The organism is Collimonas rhizosphaerae (assembly GCF_038896935.1).
Lineage (GTDB): Bacteria > Pseudomonadota > Gammaproteobacteria > Burkholderiales > Burkholderiaceae_D > Collimonas > Collimonas rhizosphaerae.
This window is the reverse complement of record NZ_JBANDC010000016.1, coordinates 47,553-72,420: the sequence shown is the minus strand read 5'-3', so window position 1 is coordinate 72,420 and position 24,868 is coordinate 47,553. Positions and strand designations below refer to the sequence as shown.

At 61.9% G+C, this 24,868-nt stretch carries 21 protein-coding genes and 1 tRNA gene; 8 read left to right on the top strand and 14 right to left on the bottom strand.

The window, feature by feature from the left end; genetic code table 11:
• Nucleotides 1-96 precede the first annotated feature (96 nt).
• The 8 genes from V8G57_RS19970 to V8G57_RS19935 form a co-directional block, all read right to left on the bottom strand.
• Nucleotides 97-181 (bottom strand) — tRNA-Leu (locus V8G57_RS19970).
• A gap of 143 nt (nt 182-324) precedes the next feature.
• A complete protein-coding gene (gene iolB / locus V8G57_RS19965; RefSeq protein WP_092392472.1) occupies nt 325-1,119 on the bottom strand; it encodes a 5-deoxy-glucuronate isomerase in 795 nt (264 codons plus the stop codon).
• On the bottom strand, nt 1,116-2,024 hold the full coding sequence (gene iolE, locus V8G57_RS19960; RefSeq protein WP_342830829.1) for a myo-inosose-2 dehydratase: 909 nt from the start codon (nt 2,022-2,024) through the stop codon (nt 1,116-1,118). Before iolE ends, iolB begins: the two co-directional genes overlap by 4 nt.
• Before the next feature lie 46 nt (nt 2,025-2,070).
• Nucleotides 2,071-3,936 (bottom strand): 3D-(3,5/4)-trihydroxycyclohexane-1,2-dione acylhydrolase (decyclizing), encoded by a 1,866-nt coding sequence (iolD, locus tag V8G57_RS19955; protein WP_342830828.1) that lies wholly within the window; start codon nt 3,934-3,936, stop codon nt 2,071-2,073.
• On the bottom strand, nt 3,933-5,891 hold the full coding sequence (locus V8G57_RS19950; protein ID WP_342830826.1) for a bifunctional 5-dehydro-2-deoxygluconokinase/5-dehydro-2-deoxyphosphogluconate aldolase: 1,959 nt from the start codon (nt 5,889-5,891) through the stop codon (nt 3,933-3,935). Before V8G57_RS19950 ends, iolD begins: the two co-directional genes overlap by 4 nt.
• Nucleotides 5,892-5,903: 12 nt before the next feature.
• The gene (locus V8G57_RS19945; protein WP_342830824.1) at nt 5,904-6,686 is read right to left on the bottom strand and encodes an ATP-binding cassette domain-containing protein; all 783 of its coding nucleotides are present in this window, start codon (nt 6,684-6,686) and stop codon (nt 5,904-5,906) included.
• Nucleotides 6,687-6,688: 2 nt separating this feature from the next.
• A complete protein-coding gene (locus V8G57_RS19940; protein WP_254784858.1) occupies nt 6,689-7,849 on the bottom strand; it encodes an ABC transporter permease in 1,161 nt (386 codons plus the stop codon).
• 189 nt (nt 7,850-8,038) lie between these two features.
• Nucleotides 8,039-9,082 (bottom strand): substrate-binding domain-containing protein, encoded by a 1,044-nt coding sequence (locus tag V8G57_RS19935; RefSeq protein WP_144742439.1) that lies wholly within the window; start codon nt 9,080-9,082, stop codon nt 8,039-8,041.
• A gap of 195 nt (nt 9,083-9,277) precedes the next feature.
• Here V8G57_RS19935 and V8G57_RS19930 point away from each other — a divergent pair, with 195 nt between their 5' ends.
• Together V8G57_RS19930 and V8G57_RS19925 are read left to right on the top strand one after the other, a co-directional pair.
• Entirely contained in the window at nt 9,278-10,144 is an 867-nt protein-coding gene (locus V8G57_RS19930; RefSeq protein WP_092392457.1) for a MurR/RpiR family transcriptional regulator, read from the top strand.
• Nucleotides 10,145-10,312: 168 nt separating this feature from the next.
• On the top strand, nt 10,313-11,170 hold the full coding sequence (locus tag V8G57_RS19925) for an oxidoreductase (protein WP_092392455.1): 858 nt from the start codon (nt 10,313-10,315) through the stop codon (nt 11,168-11,170).
• A gap of 25 nt (nt 11,171-11,195) precedes the next feature.
• Here the strand turns inward: V8G57_RS19925 and V8G57_RS19920 are convergent, their stop codons facing one another.
• From V8G57_RS19920 to V8G57_RS19910, 3 genes are all read right to left on the bottom strand, one after another.
• Complete coding sequence (locus tag V8G57_RS19920) at nt 11,196-12,221, bottom strand: Gfo/Idh/MocA family oxidoreductase (RefSeq protein WP_342830822.1); 1,026 nt, start codon at nt 12,219-12,221, stop codon at nt 11,196-11,198.
• Nucleotides 12,218-13,210 (bottom strand): inositol 2-dehydrogenase, encoded by a 993-nt coding sequence (gene iolG / locus V8G57_RS19915; RefSeq protein ID WP_342830820.1) that lies wholly within the window; start codon nt 13,208-13,210, stop codon nt 12,218-12,220. The genes V8G57_RS19920 and iolG overlap by 4 nt, the downstream gene beginning before the upstream one ends.
• 160 nt (nt 13,211-13,370) lie before the next feature.
• Nucleotides 13,371-14,663: an MFS transporter gene (locus V8G57_RS19910; protein ID WP_342830819.1), complete on the bottom strand. Its 1,293-nt coding sequence runs from the start codon at nt 14,661-14,663 to the stop codon at nt 13,371-13,373.
• A gap of 217 nt (nt 14,664-14,880) precedes the next feature.
• Between V8G57_RS19910 and V8G57_RS19905 the strand changes: the two genes are divergently transcribed.
• The 6 genes from V8G57_RS19905 to V8G57_RS19880 all read left to right on the top strand — a co-directional run bounded on the left by V8G57_RS19905 (nt 14,881) and on the right by V8G57_RS19880 (nt 21,759).
• Nucleotides 14,881-15,888, top strand: a complete 1,008-nt coding sequence (locus tag V8G57_RS19905; RefSeq protein ID WP_092392447.1) for a LacI family DNA-binding transcriptional regulator — start codon at nt 14,881-14,883, stop codon at nt 15,886-15,888.
• 2 nt (nt 15,889-15,890) lie between these two features.
• Entirely contained in the window at nt 15,891-17,378 is a 1,488-nt protein-coding gene (locus tag V8G57_RS19900; RefSeq protein WP_342830818.1) for a sugar ABC transporter ATP-binding protein, read from the top strand.
• Nucleotides 17,359-18,363 carry an ABC transporter permease gene (locus V8G57_RS19895; RefSeq protein WP_342830817.1) on the top strand — a complete coding sequence of 335 codons (1,005 nt, stop codon included), beginning with the start codon at nt 17,359-17,361 and terminating at the stop codon, nt 18,361-18,363. The genes V8G57_RS19900 and V8G57_RS19895 overlap by 20 nt, the downstream gene beginning before the upstream one ends.
• A gap of 88 nt (nt 18,364-18,451) precedes the next feature.
• Nucleotides 18,452-19,429, top strand: a complete 978-nt coding sequence (locus tag V8G57_RS19890; protein WP_342830815.1) for a substrate-binding domain-containing protein — start codon at nt 18,452-18,454, stop codon at nt 19,427-19,429.
• 60 nt (nt 19,430-19,489) lie between these two features.
• Nucleotides 19,490-20,542, top strand: coding sequence for a sugar phosphate isomerase/epimerase family protein (locus V8G57_RS19885; protein WP_092392441.1), 1,053 nt, complete (start codon nt 19,490-19,492; stop codon nt 20,540-20,542).
• A 2-nt stretch (nt 20,543-20,544) separates the two neighbouring features.
• Nucleotides 20,545-21,759 carry a Gfo/Idh/MocA family protein gene (locus V8G57_RS19880; protein WP_342830812.1) on the top strand — a complete coding sequence of 405 codons (1,215 nt, stop codon included), beginning with the start codon at nt 20,545-20,547 and terminating at the stop codon, nt 21,757-21,759.
• Nucleotides 21,760-21,822: 63 nt separating this feature from the next.
• On the opposite strand, the gene V8G57_RS19875 is transcribed toward V8G57_RS19880, so the two are convergent.
• Genes V8G57_RS19875 through V8G57_RS19865 form a run of 3 tightly spaced genes read right to left on the bottom strand, consistent with a single transcriptional unit; the run spans nt 21,823 to nt 24,832 of the window.
• Nucleotides 21,823-22,359, bottom strand: a complete 537-nt coding sequence (locus V8G57_RS19875) for a phosphoribosyltransferase (RefSeq protein WP_014005912.1) — start codon at nt 22,357-22,359, stop codon at nt 21,823-21,825.
• Between the two features lie 7 nt (nt 22,360-22,366).
• Nucleotides 22,367-23,680, bottom strand: coding sequence for an adenylosuccinate synthase (locus V8G57_RS19870; RefSeq protein ID WP_092392437.1), 1,314 nt, complete (start codon nt 23,678-23,680; stop codon nt 22,367-22,369).
• 3 nt (nt 23,681-23,683) lie between these two features.
• On the bottom strand, nt 23,684-24,832 hold the full coding sequence (locus V8G57_RS19865; RefSeq protein ID WP_092392435.1) for an ATP phosphoribosyltransferase regulatory subunit: 1,149 nt from the start codon (nt 24,830-24,832) through the stop codon (nt 23,684-23,686).
• Nucleotides 24,833-24,868 lie beyond the last annotated feature (36 nt).

The following is a 24,868-nucleotide window of genomic DNA, read 5'->3' as shown; positions in this document are numbered from 1 at the left end:
GCTGGATGGAACCAAGCAAAATTGGGCCAGAAAAGAAAAAAACCGCATAAACATTGATGTTTATGCGGTTTCTCTTTACTTCCAACACCAGTTACCTGGTGCCCACGGAGGGACTCGAACCCCCACACCTTGCGGCACATGGACCTGAACCATGCGCGTCTACCAATTCCGCCACGTGGGCCGTAATGCGAAGCCCCGTAAGACTCACTGCAATTCCGAAGACAGAATGATACGTGCATTTGATAGCTTCGGTCAATCGGAGTTTGCGATTTTTATGCAATTATTTACTACCCTTCATAGACGACGCCCCAAACCGGCACCGGATCAACGCTGCAACATCCATTCATGGGCGGGATCATTCTTGAAATGCCATTCGCGCCTGGGACCTGCCATCACGTTCAGGTAATAGCTGTCGTAGCCGTGCGGCGCCACTACCGGGTGATATCCGCGCGGCACCATGACCACGTCGTGGTTTTCCACCGCCATCGATTCATCCAGCGAACGATCGTCGGTGTACACGCGCTGGAACGCAAAACCCTGCGGCGGATTGAGGCGGTGGTAATAGGTCTCTTCGAGCGAACTCTCTTGCGGCAGGTTATCGGTATCGTGCTTGTGCGGCGGGTAACTTGAAGAATGGCCGCCGGGCGTCACGACTTCCACCACCAGCAAATGATCGGCCGGTTCAGTCTGCGGCAGGATGTCGCAGACATAACGGGTATTGCTGCCCTGCCCGCGCACCGAACGCTTGGCCATGCCGGGTTCGATCAGGCGCGCTGCCAGGCTGCCATGGCCAGGGGCGCTGCAAACCGCAATTTCGGCATCGCCATGGGCGCTGATGGTGACCGCATGGCTATGCGGCACATACACCGCATACGGCGAACTTTGGTCAAACACGCTTTGCCGTTCGCCGATTTCTTTCCATGCGTGGTCGCCGGCCTGCACGCTGACCACGCCGCGCAGCACCACGATGCACACCTCGCGCTCGGCGGTATCGAAGCGGATCCGTTCAGCAGCCGCCAGCCGATAGGCGGCAAAGCCGACAAAACGCCAGTTGGCCGATTGCGGCGTGACGCTGACGATTTCCCGCCCCTGCGCCTGGCCTTTGACAAGCAAGCTCATGCGGCCTCCTTTTCGTTGCCGATGGCTTGCACCAGCCCTGCCAGGTGGCGGTAGCCCATTTCGGCATATTGATAGCTCGGGGCGACGGCCGGATCCTGCTCTGCCTCGACCACCAGCCAGCCGGCGTAGCCATGGCGATGCAGCAGGCGCAGCAGGCCGCCGAAATCGATCGCGCCGTCGCCCGGCACCGTAAACGCGCCGTTGATCACGGCCTGCAGGAAACTCCAGTTGCCGTTGCGCGCCATCTTCACCACTGCCGGCCGCACATCCTTGCAGTGGACGTGGCAGACGCGCTTGATATGCTGTTCCAGCACCTGCAAGGGATCGCCGCCGGCAAAGGTGATATGGCCGCTGTCGAACAGCAGGCCGACTTCGTCGCCGGTCAGCGCCATCAGGCGTTCGACATCGGCCGGCGTTTCGACGTAAGCGCCCATGTGATGGTGGTACGCCAGGCGCACGCCGTGCGACAAGGTAAAGCGCGCAAACGCCGTCAGCCGTTCAGCGTATTGCTGCCACTCCAGGTCGGTCAGGAAACGCGGCCGCTTGTACAGGGGATCCGGCCGGCCCTGGATGGCGTTGGCGACCTCGCCGTACACCATCACCTTGGAGCCGTTTTCCGCCAGCAGCCGCAGGTGCGGGCCGACGGCGGCGATTTCATCCTCGACCGAACCGGTCGCCAGGCGGCCGGAATACCAGCCCGAAATGCATTCCAGCCGGTATTTGCCGAGCACGGCCGCCAGCGCCGCCGGTTCCTTGGGAAACTTGTTGCCCAGCTCGAAGCCGCGATAACCGATCTGGGCGCCTTCCGCCAGCGCCGTCTCCAGCGGCGTCTCGCCGCCCAGCGACGGCAGGTCGTCGTTCATCCAGGAAATCGGGTTGATGCCGATCTTTACGTTAAATGTCATGGTTTCTCTCGCTGCATTACATTATTAACACTCACTCTATTAAGCCTCACACTTTTTGGCTATGGCGCGCTTGTTCGTATTCGGCCCGCGCGGCCTGCACCTGCGGCCGCTCGGATACCTCCGGCACCGCCACTTCCCACCAGCAGCCGCCATCTTCGGTTGTACGCGCGGGGTCGGTATCGATGCATACCAGGTAGGTACGGTCGGCGGCGCGCGCCCGTTGCAGCGCCGCTTCCAGCTGGGCGATGGTCTTGACGTTTTCCGCCAGCGCGCCAAGCGACCTGGCATGCGCGGCGAAATCGATGGCCGGCGCGCCCTGCGGTCCTTGCAGGCAATCCTCCAGCATGTTGTTGAACGGCGCGCCGCCGCAAGCCTGCTGCAGGCGATTGATGCAGCCGTAGCCGCGGTTGTCCAGCACCACGATGATCAGTTTCTTGTCCAGCATGACTGACGTGGCGATCTCCGAATTCATCATCAGGTAGCTGCCGTCGCCCACCATCACGATCACGTCGCGGTCCGGCTGCGCCAGCTTGACGCCGAGCGCGCCGGCAATCTCGTAGCCCATGCACGAATAGCCATATTCGACGTGGTAGCCGCCTGGAGTCGACGTGCGCCACAGCTTGTGCAGCTCGGCCGGCAAGGTGCCGGCGGCGCACACCACGATGTCGTGCACGGTCGAGTCGATGCTGGAACGCTGCACCGCGCCGATCACTTCGCCGTCATACGGCAAGGCCGGCGCTTCTATTTCCCGTTGGCCGGTGATCTTGTCGACCGTGGCGCGCCAGCTGTTGGCCTGTTCCAGCGCCAGTGCATGCCAGCCAGTGCTGGAACGCCAGTCCTGCAGGCCTTGCGACAAGGCAGCCAGCCCCAGCCGGGCGTCGGACAGCATCGGCGTCCCTTGCCATTTCATGGCATCGACCGCATTGACGTTGATGCTCAACAGTTTTGCCTGGCCGAACAGGGAATGCGAACCGGTTGTAAAATCCTGCAGCCGGGTACCGACCGCAATCACTACGTCGGCCTTCTGCGCCAGGGCATTGGCAGCCGGCGAACCGGTTACGCCGAGCGCGCCCAGCTGCAGGGGATGGCGCCAGGCCAAGGCGCTTTTGCCGGCCTGGGTTTCCGCCACCGGCACCGCATGTTTTTCCGCAAACGCACGCAGCGCTTCGGTGGCTTCGCCATACAGCACGCCGCCGCCGGCCACGATCAAAGGCTGCCGGGCGTTTTTCAGCAAGGCCAGCGCCTCCTGCAGCTCGTCCGCCGCTGGTCCGCGGGCGCGGAACCTGACTGTCTGCGGCGAAAAAAACTCGACCGGATAGTCGTAAGCCATGGCCTGCACGTCTTGCGGCAACGCCAGCGTCACCGGGCCGCACTCGGCGGCGTCGGTCAGCACCTGGATCGCGCGCGGCAAGGCCGTCAGCAACTGCTCCGGATAACAGATGCGGTCAAAATAACGCGACAGGGGTTTGAACGCATCGTTGGCAGATACGCCGCCGTCCTGGAAATTTTCCACCTGCTGCAGCACCGGATCGGGCCGCCGCGAAACGAAGATATCGCCCGGCAGCAACAGCACCGGCAAACGGTTCACATGCGCCAGCGCCGCTGCCGTCAACAGGTTGGTGGCGCCCGGCCCGATCGAGCTGGTGACCGCCATCATGCGCCGTCGCATGTTGGTCTTGGCATAGGCGATGGCAGCATGGGCCATGGCTTGTTCGTTATGCGCACGATAGGTCGGCAACTGCTCCCGATGCTGGTACAGGGCCTCGCCGAGGCCGGCCACGTTGCCATGGCCGAAGATGGCAAAGACGCCGCCGAACAACGGCGCCTGGCCGTCCGCCGTATCGACCTGCAAGGCGGCCAGGTAGCGCACCAGCGCTTGCGCCATGGTCAGGCGTATGGTTTTTGCATTCATGCTGCGCGCTCCGCTGCCGGTTCTTCGCTGCGGCTGGCTTGCCAGACGCCGATGAGTTTCTCGAAAGTCGTCCTTACCTGGCGGATCAAGGCGGCGTCGTCTATTTGCCCTTGCAGCCACAGCTTGGACGGTTCATGGAAAATCGTCCGCCCTACCATGAAACCGCGGCAGGTCTTGCTGTGCCGCGAGGCACGGAAACCCGCGGCCAGTTCTTCTACCGGCGCCGCCAGCCCCAGCAGCACCACGCCGCGGCAATAGGGATCGCGCTCGGCAATCAGGCCGTCGATCGCCTGCCACTGCTGGGCCGACATCGATTCCAGTTTCCACCATTCAGGATAAATTCCCAGGTTGTACAGGCGCTTGATGCCGCGCAGCACGGTATCCTCAGCCTTCGGCAAATCCTTGGGCGGGATGATTTCCAGCAGCAGCTCATGGCCGCTGACCTGCACCGCGTCATACAAGCCGCGGATCTGCGCTTCCTGCTCCAGGCGCTTTTCTACCGCATCGTCCGGATGAAACTGCACCAGGCACTTGACCACATGTTCCTTGGGCCAGCTCAGCAGATGCGAACCAATCGAACGGCCGTAGTCGAATTCCAGCGGATTCGAAAGCGGCAGTTCGACTGTGCGGCCGATCCACCAGCCGCGTCCGGTCGCCGCATTCAGCGCATCCTGGCCATACCGGTCATCGGCCAATATGCCGATCTTCCCTTGCAGGCCCAACGCCTGCTCGGTGGCGGCCACGGCCTGCACCAGCAGCTGCTTGAGCTGCGGTAAGCGCGCTTCGCTGACGCCCGATTCGCGCGCCAGCTCAAAGAACTGGTTGCGATGGTCGAAGGCGAATACGTTGACCTCATCCCAGGTTTTGCGCGGCGCCGTGACCCGGTGCAGCCGCTGCAGGTGCGCGTCCTGGTCGGGCCGCTGCATGCGTTCCGCATGATCGAGGAAATAGGCCAGTTCCACCGGCGTCGGCATCGCCGGCGCGCAAGCATGGCGCGACACCACCAGGGCGCCGCAGGCATTGGCGTAACGGCAGCAGCTTTCATCGTCTTCGCCGTTCAGCCAGCCCTTCAGGAATCCCGACAGGAAAGCATCGCCGGCGCCCAGCACATTGAGCACCTCGACTTGCACGCCCTTGTAGTTGAAACCTTCATCCAGCGAGCTGGGAATGGCGCCATGGATCACGGCGCATCCTAGCGGGCCGCGCTTGACCACCAGCGTTGCCTGGCTCACTGCGCGCACCGCTTGCAAGGAAGCGATGATGTCGCGGCCGCCGCCGGCGATCATGAATTCTTCTTCGGTGCCGACCACCAGGTCGAATTTCGGCAAGATTCCTTGCAGGTGCGCCGTCACGCCGTCGTTGGCGATGAAACGCGTCTCGCCGTCGCCCTTTTGCGTCAACCCCCACAACACTGGCCGGTAATCGATATCCAGCACCGTGCGGACGTTGTTGCGGCGTGCATATTCCAGCGCCAGGCTGCTGCTGCGGTGCACCTGCTGCGTTGAAAAATGGGTACCGGTAATCAGCAGCGCCTTGCTGGAGGCGATGAACGCCTCATCGATGTCTTCTTCGGCCAGCGCCATGTCGGCGCAATTGTCCCGGTAGAAAATCAGAGGAAAAGTGTCCTTGTCTTTCAAGCCCAGCATCACCAGCGCGGTCAGCCGCTCCGGATCGACCTTGACCTGGCTGACATCGCAGCCCTCGGCCGCCAGCGCCGCCGTCAGGAACTGGCCGTTATGCTCGTTGCCGACCCGCGCCAGCATCGCCGATTTCAGGCCCAGCCTGGCGCAGCCGAAAGCGATGTTGGCGGAAGACCCGCCCAGGTATTTGGCAAAACTGCTGACATCCGCCAGCGGCGCGCCGATCTGCTGCGCATACAGGTCCACCGCCAGGCGCCCGATGCAAACCACATCGAGCTTGCGCCCTGATGCGAAGGTATTGTTAGTGTTTAGCATGAGTGCCTTCCTTTAAACCTGTATGCCTTCCAACTGATTCATCAGCGTCTGCATTTCCGCGCCGCCCGCCATCATGTCCAGGACTTCATCCTTGGTGACGTTGTCCTTGGTGAAGGTGCCCATCGATTTGCCGCGGTTGAGCAAGGTGAAGGAATCTCCGATCGGATAGGCGTGATGCACATTGTGGGTAATGAAAATCACCGAAATGCCGCGTTCGCGCGCCTTGTGGATCAGCTTGAGCACATTGAACGACTGCTTCACGCCGAGCGCCGCGGTCGGTTCGTCCAGGATCAGGACGCGGGCGCCGAAATGAATCGCGCGGGCAATCGCCAGGCATTGCTTTTCGCCGCCCGACATGGTGCCTATCGCATGATGCGGATCGCGCACCATGATGCCCATTTCAGCCAGCTTTTCGCGCGCCGTCTCGGCCGCGTAGTTGATATCCATGACGGTGATGCCGAACACTTTCTTGGTCGGCTCGCGCCCCATGAAGAAATTACGCGCCACCGACAGCAGCGGCACCAGCGCCAGATCCTGGTACACGGTCGCCACGCCGACATCCAGCGCCTCTTTCGGCGAGTTGAAAGAGACCGGCTTGCCATCCACCAGGTATTCTCCTTCGGAGGGCTTGTGCACGCCCGCCAGCGTCTTGATCAAGGTCGACTTGCCGGCGCCGTTGTCGCCCAGCAGGCAATGCACCTCGCCTTTTTTCAGGCGCAATGTGACATTTTGCAGGGCAATCACCGAACCGAAATACTTGCTGACATTTTCCAGGGCTAAAATGGTATCGCTCATGATTACCTCGCCTCCGTCACGCGGCGACGGACATAGTTGTTGAACAATACCGCTACCAGCAGCATCACGCCGAGGAACACCCGGAACCAGTCGGAATTGAGATTGGTATAGGTGATGCCGATCTGCACCACGCCGAAAATCAGGGCGCCGAAGCAGGCGCCGATCACCGAACCGTAACCGCCGGTCAGCAAGGCGCCGCCGATCACGGCAGCAATGATCGCTTCGAATTCCTTTTGCAGGCCGCGGTCGGCCGCCGCCGAGCCGACGTCGGCCACCTGCAGCACGGCAAACAGGCAGGCGCAGAAGGCGGTAAACACAAACAGCGACGTCTTGACCCGCTTCACCGGCACGCCGACATTCTTGGCGGCGTTGGCGTCGCCGCCGACAGCGAAGATCCAGTTGCCGAAACGAGTGCGCGCCAGGACAAAGCTGGCCCCAAGCGCCAGTACCAGCCACCAGGCGATGACCTTGGGAATGCCCGCAACCAACGGCTGGCCGTTGCTCATGGTGGCGATCCAGCCATGGCTGGCCATCCAGTGGAACAGCCCGCTGCCGAGATTGCCGGTGAACAGCCAGCTGCCCAGCCAGTCGTTGGCCGCCAGGTCGCCGACGCCGCTGACAATGGTGCGGTTGGCGAACATGATCGACAGCGCCAGCGTCAGGCCGCGCAGGATGAACATGAACGCCAGCGTGACGATGAAGGAAGGCAGCCGGGTCTTGACTACCAGGTAGCCGTTGAGCCAGCCCAGTGCCATCGAGCCGGCGAAGGCAAACATGACCGCCAGCCAGAACGGCCAGTGGAAATAGACAGTGGGAATCGCCACCATCATGCCGGCAAAGCCGATCATCGAACCGATCGACAGGTCGAACTCGCCGGCGATCATCAGCACGCAGGCGCCGATCGAAATCAGGCCCAGGTAGGCTGCCACCTGCATCCAGTTGACCACCCCGTCCAGGTTGAACATGCCGGAATCGCCGGCGGCAAAACCGAATACGATAAAGACCAGGATAGCGCCTGCCAGCGAGGCGAATTCCGGCCGTCCGAGGAAGCGCTTCAAGGAGCCTTCCTGGCGCACCCGTTCGTCTTTTGGCGCGCTCTTCTGCTGCGCCGGGCCGCTGCCGTCCGCGCCTAGCTTGTCAGCGTGCGCACTGCTTGAATTCATGGTTGTCTCTCCTGCATGTATTAACTTAACCGCGAACTTAACCGCGTTAGCCGCGTGTCGGACCGCCCGGTTGGGGTATGGCGAGATGCTACGGACGAAACAAGGCCCGGGGTGCATCGTCCCCCTGGGTTTCCGCCTGGCTGCCCGTGCCGTCGCCGTTACGGGCAGCCGTGTAAGACAAGCCCCCGATCAGCGATACTGGCCGGCGTATTTCAACACTTTGTCGAGATTGTCCTTGGTGATGTAGCCTGGACCGGAACTGATGTGGCGCGGTCCGTAGAGCGGCGCCAGGCCATATTCGGCCAGCCGTGCCTGGAATTTCGGATTGGCTTTCAGCTTGGCCTGGATGGTGGCGACGTCGGTGGTCTTGTTTTGCGTCATGATGGCCAGCACGGCGACCGGGATATAACCTTGCAGGTAGGGCTGCTGGTCAATCGCAAACTGCACCGAACCGTCCTTGATGCCCTTGGCGACTTCTTCGGAGAGGTCGAAGGTGGCGAACCACATCTTGCCTTTCAAGCCCATCTTTTGCAGCGCGCGCAAGCTTGGCGAGGCTGAATCCGGGCCGAGCGCCAGCACTGCCTGGGTGCCGGGATTGTTGCGCAGGTAGGCGCTGACCTTGCTCTCTATGCCGGTCGGGTCCTGGCCTGCGTCCAGCGTCGATTTTTTATAGTCGGCGCCGATGGCTTCGGCAAAACCGCGGCAGCGTTCAAACGAGGATGGATTAGTGGCGTAATGGTTGACGCACAGGAAAGATTTGATGCCGGCTGCCTTGGCTTTTTCCCCGGCGCCCTTGCCTGCATCGTATTCCGGCTGGCCGACGTGCATCACCGCGCCCAATTCTTCACTTTGCTGCTGGGTGCCGGAATTGATGGTGACCAGCGGGATCTTCTTGGCCGTGACGTTTTCCATGGCTTTTTTCAGCACGCTGAAATCGGCAATGCTGGCGATCACGCCATCGTAGTGGCGGGCCGCCGCCTGTTCGATCAGGCGCGACATGTCGGCCAGGTCGCCGTTCGGCGGATTGCGGTAATCGACCGTGACGTTAAAATCTTCGCCGGCCTGCTTGATGGCGTTCTTGATGGTGTTCCACCAGGAATCGGAGTCCGGCGCATGGCTGATCAGGACGAATTTTTCATTTGCGGCATAACTGGGGTTCATGGCGCCAAAGCTCATCGCCAGCGCCGTCACCATCAGGGCCCTGGCCAGGCCCTTGCATCTGAGTCGTTGCATAGTTGTCTCCGTTGTTGTTTTGTTCACTACCCTTTAGGCTGATCGCCCGGATCCGACAGCGTCATCGGTATTAAACAATAGAACAAGCAGGTGCAATATGCAACGTTTTTTTCAATTAAATTTAAATTAGAATTTTATTTTCACTTGCCAGATTTTCTTTATAATTGCTTCACGACATAAACCAGAAAGAACACCATGGCAGATACGCCGACTGTCGACCAGCTGATGCTGCAAATCGCCGAACAATACGCAACGCTTTCGCGCCAGCTGAAGATTATCGCCACCTATGTGGAACAGCATCGCAGCAGCCTGATGCTGGAACGGATCAGCGACATCGCCGAGCATTGCGATGTGCAGCCGTCCGCCATCGTGCGCTTTGCCAAGCAGTTCGGCTTCAGCGGCTTCAGCGAGATGCAGGCGGTGTTTCGCGACGCCTATACGGCGCAGGCGATACCGTCTCAAAACTACCAGCAGCGGATACGCAAGCTGATCGACGCCAAGCCGACCCCGCTCACCGGCGGCTCGATGGCGCGCGAATTCATCGCCGCCAGCCGCAGCGGCCTGGACGAGCTGTTGAACGGCATGGACGACGTGCAGTTCGACGCCGCGGTCAAGCTGCTGCAGAAGGCCGACAACATCTACGTGATCGGCGTGCGCCGCTCCTTCCCCATCGCCAGCTACATCGTGTACGCCCTGCAGCACACCAACAAGCGCGTGCACCTGCTGTCCGGCCTCGGCGGCATGATCCGCGAGCAGATCCGCAGCATCGGCAAGAACGACGTCGTGATCGCGATCAGCTTTACTCCTTACGGCAAGGAAACCCAGGCTTGCGTGCGGCTGGCGCACCACCACCAGGCCAAGTCGCTGGTCATCACCGACAGCCAGCTGAGTCCGCTGGCGCGGCACGCATCTGTCTTGCTGACGGTGAAAGAAGGCAGCGCCTTCGCCTTCCGTTCGCTGACCAATGCGATGTGCCTGTGCCAGGCGTTGTTCATCGCACTGGCATATCGCCTGGAACTGAATGTAGAAGAGACCGGCGCCATCGACGGTTATGATGAGTAGTAATGCACGGCGTCCCTTGCGGCGCTAGAATAGCGCTCTTGCCGCTGTGATCCGCAGCACGGATTGATGCAGCGGCAAGCCATGCTTCAGTAATTCCAGTAATACTTCCCGCCTTGCCAATTGCGCACGATGTTGCGCAGGACTTTCCTGACCTGAGGAGAACATGCAATGAGTAAAGTTTACTTCATCACCGGCAGCAGCAGCGGCCTGGGACGCGCACTTGCGGAAGCGGTTCTCAGCCGCGGCGACAAGGCCGTATTGGCTGCGCGCAGAACCGAGGCCAACGCCGACCTGGCGCAACAATATCCGGACACGGCGCTGGCCGCGCGCCTGGACGTCACCAGTGAAAATGATCGGCAGGCGGCGCTCCAGGCGGCCATCCAGCGCTTTGGAAAAATTGATGTTTTAGTCAACAATGCCGGCCGCGGCAGCTTGGGTGCGGCGGAAGAATTTTCCTCGGCGCAGCTGCGCGAGCAGATGGAAATCAACTTCATCGCCTGCGCTGAAATGATCCGCGCCGTATTGCCGGGCATGCGCGCCAGGAAAAGCGGCCACATCCTCAACGTTTCCAGCATCGGCGGGCGCGTCAATGTCGGCGGATTTGCGCTTTACGGTGCTGCCAAGTTCGCGCTGGAAGGCTATTCAGAGGCTTTGCACGATGAACTCAAGCCGCTCGGGATCCGCGTCAGCATCATCGAACCTGGCGCATTCCGCACCGAATTCGCCGGCCAGGCCAACGTGCGGCCGGAGACAGACATTCCTGACTACCAACCTGTGATTGAACCCATCCGCAGCTATCTCGACGGCGTCAACGGCAAGCAGCTGGGCGATCCGCGCAAGGCGGCCCAGGTCATGATCAAGGTGGTCGAAAGCAGCGAGCCGCCGTTACGCATCCTGCTAGGAGCGGATGCTTACGGATTGTGGGAGCAAAAACGCGCCTACATGGATGAAGAAACCGCAAAGTGGCGGAAAATCGGCGAGGACACTGCCTGCTCGGATGCTGCGTTTACGGCAATCGGGGGCTAGCCAGCCGCCCCCGGCGCAAAGGCAGTTACAGCAGGACCGCTTGCCCGGACAGCAATGACTCGCGCAAGGCAATACCGATCCGGGTTGCCTCGGTAGCGTCATCCAGGGTGAGCTCCAGCTTTTGCTCCCGGCGTATCGCATCGACGAACGTGCTGACCTCGGTCAGGAAGGCATCCTCAAAACGCTCGAAGAAACTGGGCAGGCATTCGTTGCGGACGCCATGGACATCGGCAATCTCCACGCGGTTCTTGCGCGGATTGCTGCCCACTGTCAGGCGTCCCGCCGTCCCCGTGATTTCCGTCATGGTGTCGTGTCCGTGCGCCATCGTGCGCGAGGCGTAAAAGGTGGCAATCTTGCCATTATCGAACTCGCAAATGGCGACGCCGTTATCGACGTCCTGGAACTGCTGCAGATCCTGGTGGATGGCGCGGGTGCCGCCGGCGTAGACCCGGACCGCCCGCGGGTTGCCGAGCAGCCAGCGCGCCAGGTCGATATCGTGCACGCTGCAATCGAGGAAGATGCCGCCGCTGGTGGCGGCGAATTTGACGAAAAACCCATCCGGATCGTACTGGTCGCAAGTCTGCGAATACACCATGAACGGCGCACCGATGGCGCCCTGCTGGATTTTCTTGTACGCATCCTGGTAGCTGGCGTCGAACCGGCGCACAAAGCCGATCATCACCTTCAGCTGCGGATGGCGTGCCGCCTCGGCGCTGACCCGGCGGCAATCTTCCAGGTCCAGCGACAAGGGTTTTTCGCAAAACACGTGTTTGCCGGCTTGCAAGGCTTGGATGATCTGCTGCGGGTGCAAGGATGTCGGCGTCACCAGGAACACCGCATCCAGCCCGTCATGCGCCAGCAAGGCTCCGTAATCGGCATACAGGTGCGGCACCTGCAGCGTGTCGCGCGCCCATTCGAGTTCCGCCGGCAAGGGACTGCAAGCCGCGACCAGCTCAGCGCCGGCCACCCGCGACATCAGGTTTTCCGCATGGCGCCGCCCTAGCCTGCCAAGGCCGACGATGCCAACTTTCAGTGTCCGCGCCCGGCTCATTTGGCCAGCTCGATGGTACGGTTTTCACGCCACGACAAGGTTGCCGCCTCAGCCAGTTCCAGCGCCTTGACACCGTCTTCTATCGTGGTGCGCACGGCGACCTGGTTGACCACCGCATCAAAGAAATGGGCGATCTCGCTGGCATAGGCAGCGCGATAGCGCTCCAGGAAAAAATGTTCCGGCTTGTCCTGGCTGACGCTGTGCCCGGTGGCGGCGATCACTTCGGTCGGCTTGTGATTGCCGGCCTGCAGCATGCCTTTGCTGCCCAGCACTTCGAAACGCTGGTCGTAGCCATAGGCGGCGCGGCGGCTGGTATTGATCTGGCACAGGCGGCCGCGGCGGCTGCGGATGGTAACCGCGGTGCAATCGATGTCGCCGGCTTCGGCGATCGCCGGGTCGGTCAGGCAACTGCCGGTGGCCGAGATGCTGACAGCCTCGTCATCCAGTATCCAGCGGAAAATGTCGAAATCGTGGATCAGCATGTCCTTGAATATGCCGCCCGAGCTCTTGATATACGACACCGGCGGCGCGCCAGGATCGCGGCTGGTGACGATCAGCATTTCCGGATCGCCGATTTCCCCTGCCGCCAGGCGCGTCTTCAGCGCATGGAATGTCGGATCGAAGCGGCGCTGGAAACCGATCATGCAAGTCACGCCGGCGTCCGCCACCGCGCGCGCGCATGCCTTGGCGCGCTCCAGCGTCAGGTCGACCGGCTTTTCGCAAAAAATCGCCTTGCCTGCCGCCGCCGCCCGCATGATCAGCTCTGCGTGGGTGTCGGTGCTGGAAGCGATCAGCACCGCGCCGATGCCGGGATCGGCCAGGACGCTATCGATATCCGCCACTTGCGCGCCATGCTGCGCCGCCAGTTCCTGCGCCGCCTGGAGGTTGACGTCGCTCACATATTTCAGCCTGGCGCCCGGCTGCAGCACCAGGTTGCCCGCATGGATCTTGCCGATACGGCCGGCGCCGAACACCGCAACGTTCATCATGGTTCATCTCCGAGTCTATGTTTGTATTTTGGTCTGGTTGCCGCTTTCTGCCATTGTAGGCACGATTCTTAAAAATAGAAACAATTTTTCGTTTAATTTTTTAATCGAATATTTTTTGCATGACAGGCAAGCCACCTTGACTGCCATGCATTTCCAGCGCTTAACGCAAGCGCAGCTTGTAACGCGCGGCAAGCGTGGCGAGCACGCTCAGCAATGCCCCGCCGATCACGTAAAAGGTCACCGCCAGCTTGTTCTCTGTAACCGCAATCAGCCAGGTAATCGTCATGCCTGCAAAACCGCCGAAAATCATCACCGCGATGTTGTAGCTCAGGGACATGCCGGTGCCACGGGTCTGAACAGGAAAAATGTCAGACAGCAGCGCCGGCATCGAAGCGAAATACATAGTCATCAGCAAGCCGATGACGCCTTGCACCAGCAGCAGGTTGAAAAAGCTCGGGTTGAGCGACAGCCAGGAAAACAGGGGGTAAGTCAGCAGCACGAACAGCACGCTGCTGCCCAGCATGAACGGGGTGCGGCCATATTTATCGGACAACTGGCCGACCACCGGCGAAAACAGCAGCATGATCAGGCCGGCCAGGATGGTGGCGCTGAACGAGGCGGTCGAAGTCATGCCCAGCTGCTTGACCGCATAGGTCGGCATGTACACCACCAGGTAGACCGACACGGTAGCCATGATGACGCTGCCGGAACCGATCAGCAGGCGCATCTTCTGGCTCGCCATGATGTCGCGCAGCGGCGTACGGGTTGCGTCGGCCTGGGCGAACTCAGGCGACTCTTCCAGGTTCTTGCGGATGTAATAGCCGGCCGGCCCGATCAGCAGGCCAAAGAAAAACGGCAAGCGCCAGCCCCACGATTCCAGCTGCTCGGTGGAGAGCTGCGACGACAGCAGCGCACCCGCCAGCGCCGCCAGCACGATGCTCAGGCCCTGGCTGGCGACCTGCCAGCTGGAAAAGAATCCGCGCCGGTGCGGCGCATGCTCCACCAGGAAAGCGGTCGAGCTGCCGAATTCGCCGCCGGCGGAAAAGCCTTGCAGCAAGCGCGCCAGCACGATGCCGGCCGGCGCCCACAGGCCGATCTGCGCGTAGGTCGGCATGATGGCGATCAGCAAGGTGCCGATCATCATCAGCAGGATCGACAGCGTCAAGGCCGCCTTGCGGCCGACCCGGTCGGAATAGGCGCCGATGACGACCGCTCCCAGCGGCCGCATGAAAAACGAGACGCCGAAGGTGGCAAAGGTAATCAGCAGCGAGACGGTCTGGTTCGAGGTCGGGAAAAACAGCTTGGCGATGGTGACCGCCATGGCGCTGTACAGCAAGACATCGAACCATTCCAGGGCATTGCCGATGGACGACGAAATGACTGCGCGCCAGGTCTGCGGGTGCTGTTCGAAAGGCGTTGCGACGGTGCTGCTGTTGCTTGCAATGCTGCTCATAGACATATCCTTTTTTGTTTGACCACGGTGATACCCCGGTTTCGGTTATTTTCTGAACCCTTTCTTGCGCTTGAATTCTCCCTCTCCTTGCCCTTTCCCTATCCAGTTTTGATGTTGCATCACAGCATGGATTCACCTTGCCAGCCATGCAGCGAGCACGTATAAATCAAATGTAATCGATTACATTTAAATTGGCCACAGCAAACAAATTCCTCGCATGCCGCCTAAATCCACGTCCGCCTCGATCTCCGCTGTCGCGCTGCATGCCGGCGTATCGGTGGCTACCGTATCACGCGTCATGAACGACATGGATGGCGTACGGCCAGGGACCCGCGACAAGGTCATGGCCTCCGTGACGGCGCTGGGCTACCGCCTGAACCACCTGGCGCGCAACCTGCGCACCGCCGCCAGCCGCCTGCTGCTGACCATGGTGCCGGACGTCGGCAATCCGTTTTATTCGGAGATCGTGCGCGGCATCGACAGCGTGGCGCGCGAGCACGGTTATTTCGTCATGCTGTGCGATACCGGCGCCGAAGCCGGACGCGAGAGCGCCTACTTCGACCTGTTGCGCACGCACCGCGCCGACGGCGCAATCTGCCTCGATCCCGACACCGTACAGCACGCCCTGGCCAACGAATCGAATGTCCTGCCATGGGTCGCCTGCTGCGAATTCGATCCCGGCATCGCCGTGCCGTATGTGGGCGTCGACAACTACCGCGCCGCCGGCGACGCCGTGCGCCACCTGATAACCCGCGGCCATACCCGGATCGGCCTGGTCAACTCGGACCAGCGCTATCGCTACGCGCGCGAGCGCCAGCGCGGCTACCTTGACGCCCTGCAGTCCGCCGGACTGCAGGCGCGCCCGCAATGGCGGCGCCAGGTTGACAGCCTGGACTATGAAGCCGGCAAACACGCCACCTTGCAGATGATGGCGCAGCCGGACGCGCCCACCGCCGTATTCGCCGTATCGGACACGCTGGCCATCGGCGCCCTGAGCGCCCTGCGCCAGTTGAACAAACGGGTGCCGGAGGAAGTCGCCGTGGTGGGTTTCGACGACATCGCCATCGCCGCGCAGACCTGGCCGGCGCTGACCACCATCGCCCAGCCCATGCGCGCCCTCGGCGAAACCGCGGCGCAGCTGTTGCTGCGGCGGCTGGCTGATCCGGAGGCGACCGTGCAAGGCGTGCTGCTGCCCCACCAGCTGGTCCAGAGAGAAAGCAGCTGACCATGAGCGTCGCCGTCCGCTTCGAGAATATCCGCAAGGATTTTGGCGCGGTGCGGGTGCTGCATGGCGTCAGTTTCGACGTGGAACTGGGCCGGGTCTACGGTTTGCTGGGCGAAAACGGCGCCGGCAAATCGACCTTGATGAAGATACTGGCCGGTTATGAAAACATCACCGAAGGCGAACTGCTCATCGACGGCCAGAGCCGCCATTTCACCGGTTCGCGCCAGGCCGAGGCATGCGGTATCGTCCTGATCCACCAGGAATTCAACCTGGCCGAGCACCTGACCATCGCCCAGAACATTTTCCTCGGCCATGAAAAACACAAGGGCTGGCTGCTGGATGACGCCGCCATGCGCAGCGAAGCCGCAGCCTGCCTGGCCCAGGTGGGGCTGGACTTGAGCCCTGACACCAAGGTCAGCGCCCTGATCGTCGCCGAGAAACAGCTGGTGGAAATTGCCAAGGCATTGTCGCGCAAGGCGCGCCTGCTGATCATGGACGAGCCCAGCGCAACGCTGACATCGAGCGAGACGCAAAGGCTGTTTGCCCTGATGGCGCAGCTCAAGCAGCAAGGCGTCACCATCATCTACATCTCGCACAAGCTCGATGAAATCGAGCACCACACGGATGAAGTCATCATCATGCGCGACGGCCGTTTCATCACCCGCGAACCGACCGCCAGCCTGGACCGCCACCAGATGGCGAACCTGATGGTGGGACGCGACGTGTCGGACATGTTCCCGCCCAAGACGCCGCCGGCGGCGGATGCCCCGGTCCTGCTCAAGGTGGAAAACCTGGCGGTGCCGGGCTGGATCCCGGACCTCGGTTTTGAAGTGCGCGCCGGCGAAATCCTGGGTTTTGCCGGACTGGTAGGCGCCGGCCGCACCGAAGCCATGGAAGCGCTGATCGGCCTGCGCCCGCGCAGCGGCGGCAGCATCGCCATCGGCGGCAAGCAGCTGGACCTGCGCAGCCCGCGGCAAGCCATGCAGCACGGCCTGACTTACCTGAGCGAAGACCGCAAAGGCAAGGGCTTGCATGTCGATCTCGGCCTGCGCGAAAACCTGACCCTGATGACGCTGGAGCGTTACAGCCATCCCCTGCTCGACCTGCAGGCTGAAAAACAGGCGCTCGCCCGCGCCATCCAGGATTTCAATATCCGCACCGGCAATCCGCAGGTGAAGGCGCGCATGCTGTCCGGCGGCAACCAGCAAAAGCTGGCGCTGGCCAAATACCTGCACGCCGATCCGCGCGTGGTGATCCTGGATGAGCCGACCCGCGGCGTCGACGTCGGCGCCAAGCGCGACATCTATTTCCTGATCCAGCGCCTGGCGGCCGAAGGCCGGGCGGTGATCGTCATTTCATCCGAACTGATCGAACTGATCGGCCTGTGCCATCGCGTCGCCGTCATGCGCGCGGGCGTTGTAAAAACCACACTGGCCAGCGACCAGCTGACCGAAGAGGAGTTGATTTCCCATGCTACCGGCACCCGTTGATTCTCGCGCATCCGCCCGGTTCTTCCAGTACCTCAATCATCTGAAGGGGCTGGGCCCGGTGCTCGGGCTGGTCGGCCTGTGCATCGCCGGCACCTTGCTCAACGGCGATTTCGCCACCGTCGACAACCTGATGAACGTGCTGACCCGGACCGCCTTCATCGGCATCATCGCGGTTGGCATGACGTTTGTCATCATCTCCGGCGGCATCGACCTCTCGGTCGGTTCGATGGCGGCGCTGATCGCCGGCAGCATGATTTATTTCATGAACATGCTGATGAGCGCAGGCGCCCTCGGACCGCTGGCCATCGTCGTGACCGGCATCGCGATGGCGCTGCTGCTCGGCCTGGCCTTCGGCTTCCTGCACGGCTTGCTGATCACCAAGGGCAAGATCGAAGCATTCATCGTCACGCTCGGAACGCTGGGCATCTTCCGCTCGGTGCTGACCTACCTGGCCGACGGCGGCGCGCTGACGCTGCACAACCAGCTGTCGGATTTGTACAGCCCGGTCTACTACACCAACCTGCTGGGCATGCCGATCCCGATCTGGGTGTTCCTGGCGGTAGCGCTGGGCGGTGCGCTGATCTTGAATCGCACCGCGTTCGGCCGCCACGTGCAAGCGATCGGCTCGAACGAACAGGTAGCCCGTTACGCCGCCATCCGGGTCGATTTCGTCAAGACCTGCACTTATATGCTGCTGGGCGTGTGCGTCGGCATCGCCACCGTGCTGTACGTGCCGCGCCTGGGCTCGGCGTCGCCCACCACCGGCCTGCTGTGGGAGCTGGAAGCGATTGCCGCCGTGGTGGTCGGCGGCACCGCGCTCAAAGGCGGTTCCGGCCGCATCGTCGGCACCGTGGTAGGAGCGATCCTGCTGTCCGTGATCAGCAACATCCTTAACCTGACCAGCATCATCAGCGTGTACCTGAACGCGGCAGTGCAAGGCGTGGTCATCATCGCAGTAGCTTATTTCCAGCGCGGCCGGCATTGAGGGTTCCTGCCGGCGGCGCCTTGTTGTTTGTCGTTTGTAGTTTCAAAACCGGATGCCGATAGCGGCACCACCACCTGGAGGAGATACCATGCATTCGATCCATCGTATTTTTAGCCGCGGCTTGCTGGCGGGCGCTGCACTGGCCGCATTGTCGTATGGCGCCGCCCTGCCCGCCTGCGCCGCCGAAAAGGTCACGCTCGGCGTCGCCATTCCGACCGCCACCCACAGTTTCACTTCCGGCATCGTGTGGTGGGCCAATGAAGCCAAGAAAGAACTGGAAAAAGCCCATCCCGACCTGAAGATCATCGTCAAGACCTCGGCTGCGGCATCGGAACAGGCTAACCAGCTGCAAGACATGCTGACCGTCAACAAGATCAACGCCCTGGTGATCTTCCCGCTGGAATCGGCGGCTCTCACCCAGCCGGTGGCGCAGGTCAAGGGCAAGGGTGTGTATGTCACGGTGGTTGACCGCGGCCTGACCAATACCGCCGCCCAGGACGCTTATGTCGCCGGCGACAACACGGCATTCGGCAAGCTGCCGGCCGAGTACCTGGCCAAGCAGCTGAACGGCAAGGGCAACATCGTGGTGCTGCGCGGCATCCCGACCACGCTGGATAACGAACGTTTCGATGCCTTCAGCGCCGTCATGAAAGCCCATCCTGACATCAAGATCCTCGACGCCAAATACGGCAACTGGAACCGCGACGACGCCTTCAAGGTCATGCAGGACTACCTGACCCGCTTCCGCCAGATCGACGCGGTCTGGGCGGCCGATGACGATATGGCGGTCGGCGTGCAGAAAGCCATCGACCAGGCCAAGCGCAGCGACATCAAGGAAATCTTCGGCGGCGCCGGCGCCAAGGGTGCTGTCAAGAAAATCATCGATGGCGACAAGATGATCAAGGCAGACGTATCGTATTCGCCGAAATTCATCTACGACGCCATCAAGATGACCGCCGAAGCCCGTCTCAAGGGTGAGAAGCTGCCAGCGACCACCATCATCCCTTCGGTCCTGATCACCAACCAGAACGCCAAGCAGTTTTATTTCCCCGATTCGCCGTTTTAAAGCAGGGCCGCGCTGCTTCGGCGGCGCAGCCCTGCATGATTTGCACGAAAGGAATGCACCGTGAAAACGATACTAGGTCCGGCCCTGTTTCTGGCCCAGTACATGGGCGGCAAGGCCCCGTTCGACACCCTGGAAAACATGGCCAGGTGGGCATCCGCTCTGGGCTACAAGGCCCTGCAGCTGCCTACCGACGTGCGCCTGTTCAACCTTGAACTGGCGGCGCAAAGCCAGGCGTATTGCGACGATATCGCCGGCATGCTGGCGCAGCACGGCTTGCAGGTCAGCGAACTGTCGACCCACCTGCAAGGCCAGCTGCTGGCGGTCCATCCGGCCTACGACGTGCTGTTCGACGGCTTCGCGCCGCCGGCGCTGCGCGGCGACGCGGCGGCGCGCACTGCCTGGGCCGAAGACCAGCTGCACTGCGCGGCCATCGCTTCGCGCCGGCTCGGCTTGCGCGCGCATGTCACTTTTTCCGGTGCCCTGGCCTGGCCCTACCTGTATCCCTGGCCGCAACGTCCGGCAGGACTGGTGGAAACCGCATTCGCCGAACTGGCGCGGCGCTGGCGCCCGGTGCTGGACGCCTTCGACGATGCCGGCGTCGATCTTTGTTATGAACTGCATCCCGGCGAAGACCTGCATGACGGCGTGACTTTCGAACGTTTCCTGGAAGCGGTCGACCACCATCCGCGCGCCAGCATCCTGTACGATCCCAGCCATTTCCTGCTGCAGCAGCTGGACTACCTGGCCTTCATCGACATCTACCACCGGCGCATCAAGGCGTTCCACGTCAAGGATGCGGAATTCCGTCCCAGCGGCCGGCAAGGCGTCTACGGCGGATTTTCCGACTGGCAGGAACGGGCCGGACGCTTCCGCTCGCTGGGCGACGGCCAGGTCGATTTCAAGGCCATCTTTTCCAAGATGGCGCAGTACGATTTTCCCGGCTGGGCGGTGCTGGAATGGGAATGCGCGCTCAAGCATCCCGAAGACGGCGCAGCCGAGGGCGCGGAATTCATCCGCAGCCATATCATCCGCGTCAGCGAACGCGCTTTCGACGATTTTGCCGGCGCCCAGGTGCCAGCCTCGCAGATTGCACAAATATTAGGATTGGACTAGACATGGGAATCAATCACGGCAAACAGGAAACCAGGCTGCCACGGCGCTTGCGGCTGGGCATGGTGGGCGGCGGCGACGGCGCTTTCATCGGTGCTGTGCACCGCATGGCTGCACGGCTCGACGATCACTACGAACTGGTGGCGGGAGCGCTGTCCGGCAACCCGCTGCGGGCGGCATCGAGCGCCGCCGCGATACGCCTGGACCGCAGCCGCAGCTATTCCGATTATCGCGAGATGGCGCGGCGCGAAGCCGCCCGCCCGGATGGCATCGACGTGGTAGCGATCGTCACGCCAAACTACTTGCACGCGCCGGTCGCCACCGCGTTCCTGGAAGCCGGCATCCATGTCATCTGCGACAAGCCGCTCGCCGTTTCCCTGCAAGAGGCGCAAGCGCTGGCAGCCCTGGCGCAACGCAAGAACCTGGTGTTCGCCCTGACCCATACGTATACCGGCTACCCGATGGTGCGCCATGCCAAGGAACTGGTCGAATCCGGCGCGCTCGGCGAATTGCGCCTGCTGCAAGTGGAGTATTCGCAGGATTGGCTGGCCGACGAAATACCCGCCGCGACGGCCGCCGCCAACGACGGCACGCAAGATCCGGCGGCGCTCGGCTGGCGCGCCGATCCGGCGCGCAACGGCCCGGCGGGCACCCTCGGCGACGTCGGCAGCCATGCTTATCAGCTGGCGCAATACGTCAGCGGCGCGACCCCGACGCAACTGCTGGCCGAGCTGCATACCTTTGTGCCGGGCCGGCTGGTCGACGACCATGTGCAAGTGATGCTGCGCTACGCCAACGGCGCCCGCGGCACGCTGTGGGCAAGCCAGGTCGCCACCGGCTGCGAGAATGCGCTGCGGCTGCGCCTGTACGGCAGCAAGGCCAGCCTGGCGTTCGACCAGGAGAACCCGAACCAGCTGTGGTTCACGCCGCAAGGCGGCCAGGCGCAATGCCTCACGCGCGGCCGTGTGCAGGGCCAGGCGGCGGAACATGCCACCCGGGTCCCGGCCGGCCATCCGGAAGGCTACCTGGAAGCGTTTGCCCAGCTCTATGTCGATGCAGCCCAGCAGATCGCCGCGCGCAACGATGGCCGCCCCATTCCGAGCCATAGCCGTTTCCTCACCACGGTCGAGGATGGCGTGCAAGGCATGGAATTCATCGAAGCGGTGCTGCGCAGCCATGCGCAGGATGCCAGCTGGGTCAGCCTGGGACAACAGGCATAGGCGGCACAGGCGTAAAAAAGCCCCGTTGCATGAGCAACGGGGCTTTTTGTTCAGCGCGCTTGATTATCGCGATACGCCTTTTTTGCTCCAGGCTTCCAGCTGGTGCGGGCGCAGGCTGTCGTATTCCTCGAACGGCTGGTGGATCCATGGATTGGTCGGCAGGTAATCGACGTAGAAATCCGGTTTCAGCGACGAACATGCCTTCCACCAGATCACTGCCGATTTGACCTCGGTCACCGGCGCATAGTTTTCCTTCAGGTGATGCAGGACCTTGTCCAGCGTCACGCCGGAATCGACCAGGTCGTCCACCACCAGCACCCGGCCGGACAAGGCGCCGCGGCTCATGGTGATGTGCTTGCCGATGTCGAGTTCGCTGCGCACCGTGCCGGCATCTTCGCGGTAGGAACTGGTCGACAGGATCGCCAGCGGCACGTCGAAAATGCGCGAAAACACGTCGCCGGGACGCAGGCCGCCGCGCGCCAGGCACAAGACCTGGTCGAACTGCCAGCCGGATGCGTGCACGTTCAATACCAGTTTTTCAATTATGCGGTGATATTCATCCCACGAGACCCACAGGTCTTTATCATCTGATTTGTTCATATTGCTTTTATTTAAATGGATGGCGTAAAACGATGGTTTCTTCACGGTCCGGGCCGGTCGAAACCATATCGATAGGCACGCCTACCAATTCTTCGATGCGCTTGATGTACGCACGCGCCGTGGCCGGCAAGGCGTCCATCGACTTGGCGCCGACCGTGGATTCGCTCCAGCCCGGCATTTCTTCGTAGATCGGCTGGCACAGCGCAGCGTCTTCGGCGCCGACCGGGAAGATGTCGACGGTCTTGCCGTTGAGCGTGTAGCCGGTGCACAGCTTCAGCGTTTCCAGGCCGTCCAGCACGTCCAGCTTGGTCAGGCACATGCCGGACACGCCGTTGATCTGCACCGAACGCTTGAGCAGCGCGGCATCGAACCAGCCGCAGCGGCGGGCGCGGCCGGTGACGGTGCCGAACTCGTGGCCGACGCTGGCCAGGTGCTTGCCGACGCCCTGGTCGGTCGGCAGTTCCGACGGGAACGGGCCGGAGCCGACGCGCGTGGTGTAAGCCTTGGTGATGCCCAGGATGTAATGCAGCATGTTAGGGCCGACACCGCTGCCGGCGGCGGCATTGCCGGCCACGCAGTTGCTCGAGGTGACGAATGGGTAAGTGCCGTGGTCGACATCCAGCAGGCTGCCCTGCGCGCCTTCGAACAACAGGCTGGCGCCGTTGTTGTAGGCAGCGTACAGGTCGCTCGAGACATCGGCCACCATCGGCCGCAGGCGCGGCACGGTTGCCAGGGCGTCGTCCAGCGTCTTCTGGTAATCGACAGCCGGCGCCTTGAGGTAATTGGTCAGGACAAAGTTGTGGTATTCCAGGTTGGCCGCCAGCTTTTCCGCAAAACGCTTCTCGTTGAGCAGGTCGGCCACGCGGATCGCGCGGCGGGCGACCTTGTCTTCATAGGCTGGGCCGATGCCCTTGCCGGTGGTGCCGATCTTGGCGTCGCCGCGCGCTGCTTCACGCGCTGCATCGAGTGCGGTGTGGTAAGGCAGGATGATCGGGCATGCTTCCGAAATCTTCAGGCGCGATGCAACTTCCACCCCGGCCACCTGCAGCTTGTCGATCTCGCGCAGCAGGTCGGGCACCGACAGCACGACGCCGTTACCGATGTAGCAGGCGACGCCGGGGCGCATGATGCCCGACGGGATCAGCTGCAATGCCGTCTTGTGGCCGCCGATGACCAATGTATGGCCAGCGTTATGGCCGCCCTGAAAACGCACGACTGCCTGTGCGTGATCGGTAAGCCAGTCAACGATCTTGCCTTTTCCTTCGTCGCCCCATTGGGTGCCAATCACAACGACGTTTTTTGCGGTGCTTTTCTGTAACATCACTTAGTCCAAATTTTTGATAATCCAGTTTCCATTTTCGAGTACAACCGCGCGGTCGCAATCGAACTCGTCTTGATCGTTTTCATGGCCGGGCAGACTCTGGATCACAACTTCCCCAGCCTTGCGCAATTCAACGATCTTTTCCTTCAAACCTGCTTCAATTCCCCAAGGCGCATGGATCGCGCGCTTGCGGGTTGCTACCGGAATCAGTCTTGCCAGCTCTCGCAAATCCATCGAGAAGCCGGTGGCGGGACGCGAACGGCCGAACGCCGCGCCGACGTCGTAGCGGCCGCCGCGCAGTATCGCATTCGGCAGGCCCGGCACGTAGGCGGCGAAAATCAGCCCGCTTTCGTAATGATACCCGCGTAAATCGGCTAAATCGACGGTAACGCAATCTTTCCCGGCTGCTTCCGCCAAAGTTTCCAGTTCGTCCAGTGCCTTGGCGATGGCTGGCAGTGCCGGCAGCGCCTGCCGCGCCTGCTGCAAAACGCCGGCGTCGCCATATAAACCTGGCAAGGCCAGCAAGGCGGCCCGGGTGTCCGGCTTGTAGCTGACGCTGATAGTGCGCAGACCAGGCAGGTCCTTGGCTTCCAGCAATGCAACCAGCTCGGATTCGTCCAGCTTGGCGGCATCGTCGCCGCCGATAATCGTGCGCAAGATGCCAACATGGCACAAATCCAGGCGCACCTGGGTGATCCCGGCCAGCGCCAGGGTGGCCAGCGCCAGTTCCTGGATCTCGGCATCGGCTTCCAGCCCCAGGTGGCCGTAGATTTCGGCGCCGATCTGCAACGGCTCGCGGGTGGCGTGCAAGCCGATCTGGCGGGTATGCAAGACGCTACCCACATAACACAGCCGGGTGACCGATTCGCGGTTCAGCAGATGGGCGTCGATGCGCGCCACCTGGGTGGTCATGTCGGCGCGGATGCCGAGGGTGCGGCCGGACAGCTGGTCGACCAGCTTGAAGGTGCGCAGGTCGGTATCCTGGCCGGCGCCGGCCAGCAGCGATTCCAGGTATTCCAGCATGGGCGGCATGACCAGCTCGTAGCCGTACAGGCGGAAATTATCCAGTATCAGGCGCCGCAGGTCTTCGATCTTGCGCGCTTCGGACGGCAAGACGTCGGCGATGTTTTCAGGGAGAAGCCAATTTGGCATAGGAAAAATGAATCTAGGGAAAATTACTTTTGTGGA

Bases quoted from the DNA above. Each gene is read 5' to 3' on its own strand.
- V8G57_RS19925 (WP_092392455.1), top strand. From the start codon at position 10,313: ATGAGTAAAGTTTACTTCATCACCGGCAGCAGCAGCGGCCTGGGACGC.
- V8G57_RS19890 (WP_342830815.1), top strand. From the start codon at position 18,452: ATGCATTCGATCCATCGTATTTTTAGCCGCGGCTTGCTGGCGGGCGCT.
- V8G57_RS19870 (WP_092392437.1), bottom strand. From the start codon at position 23,680: ATGTTACAGAAAAGCACCGCAAAAAACGTCGTTGTGATTGGCACCCAA.
- V8G57_RS19935 (WP_144742439.1), bottom strand. From the start codon at position 9,082: ATGCAACGACTCAGATGCAAGGGCCTGGCCAGGGCCCTGATGGTGACG.
- V8G57_RS19930 (WP_092392457.1), top strand. From the start codon at position 9,278: ATGGCAGATACGCCGACTGTCGACCAGCTGATGCTGCAAATCGCCGAA.
- V8G57_RS19920 (WP_342830822.1), bottom strand. From the start codon at position 12,221: ATGAGCCGGGCGCGGACACTGAAAGTTGGCATCGTCGGCCTTGGCAGG.
- V8G57_RS19950 (WP_342830826.1), bottom strand. From the start codon at position 5,891: ATGCTAAACACTAACAATACCTTCGCATCAGGGCGCAAGCTCGATGTG.
- V8G57_RS19910 (WP_342830819.1), bottom strand. From the start codon at position 14,663: ATGAGCAGCATTGCAAGCAACAGCAGCACCGTCGCAACGCCTTTCGAA.
- V8G57_RS19900 (WP_342830818.1), top strand. From the start codon at position 15,891: ATGAGCGTCGCCGTCCGCTTCGAGAATATCCGCAAGGATTTTGGCGCG.
- V8G57_RS19905 (WP_092392447.1), top strand. From the start codon at position 14,881: ATGCCGCCTAAATCCACGTCCGCCTCGATCTCCGCTGTCGCGCTGCAT.
- iolB (WP_092392472.1), bottom strand. From the start codon at position 1,119: ATGAGCTTGCTTGTCAAAGGCCAGGCGCAGGGGCGGGAAATCGTCAGC.
- V8G57_RS19945 (WP_342830824.1), bottom strand. From the start codon at position 6,686: ATGAGCGATACCATTTTAGCCCTGGAAAATGTCAGCAAGTATTTCGGT.
- V8G57_RS19865 (WP_092392435.1), bottom strand. From the start codon at position 24,832: ATGCCAAATTGGCTTCTCCCTGAAAACATCGCCGACGTCTTGCCGTCC.
- V8G57_RS19940 (WP_254784858.1), bottom strand. From the start codon at position 7,849: ATGAATTCAAGCAGTGCGCACGCTGACAAGCTAGGCGCGGACGGCAGC.
- V8G57_RS19895 (WP_342830817.1), top strand. From the start codon at position 17,359: ATGCTACCGGCACCCGTTGATTCTCGCGCATCCGCCCGGTTCTTCCAG.
- V8G57_RS19875 (WP_014005912.1), bottom strand. From the start codon at position 22,359: ATGAACAAATCAGATGATAAAGACCTGTGGGTCTCGTGGGATGAATAT.
- iolG (WP_342830820.1), bottom strand. From the start codon at position 13,210: ATGATGAACGTTGCGGTGTTCGGCGCCGGCCGTATCGGCAAGATCCAT.
- V8G57_RS19880 (WP_342830812.1), top strand. From the start codon at position 20,545: ATGGGAATCAATCACGGCAAACAGGAAACCAGGCTGCCACGGCGCTTG.
- iolE (WP_342830829.1), bottom strand. From the start codon at position 2,024: ATGACATTTAACGTAAAGATCGGCATCAACCCGATTTCCTGGATGAAC.
- iolD (WP_342830828.1), bottom strand. From the start codon at position 3,936: ATGAATGCAAAAACCATACGCCTGACCATGGCGCAAGCGCTGGTGCGC.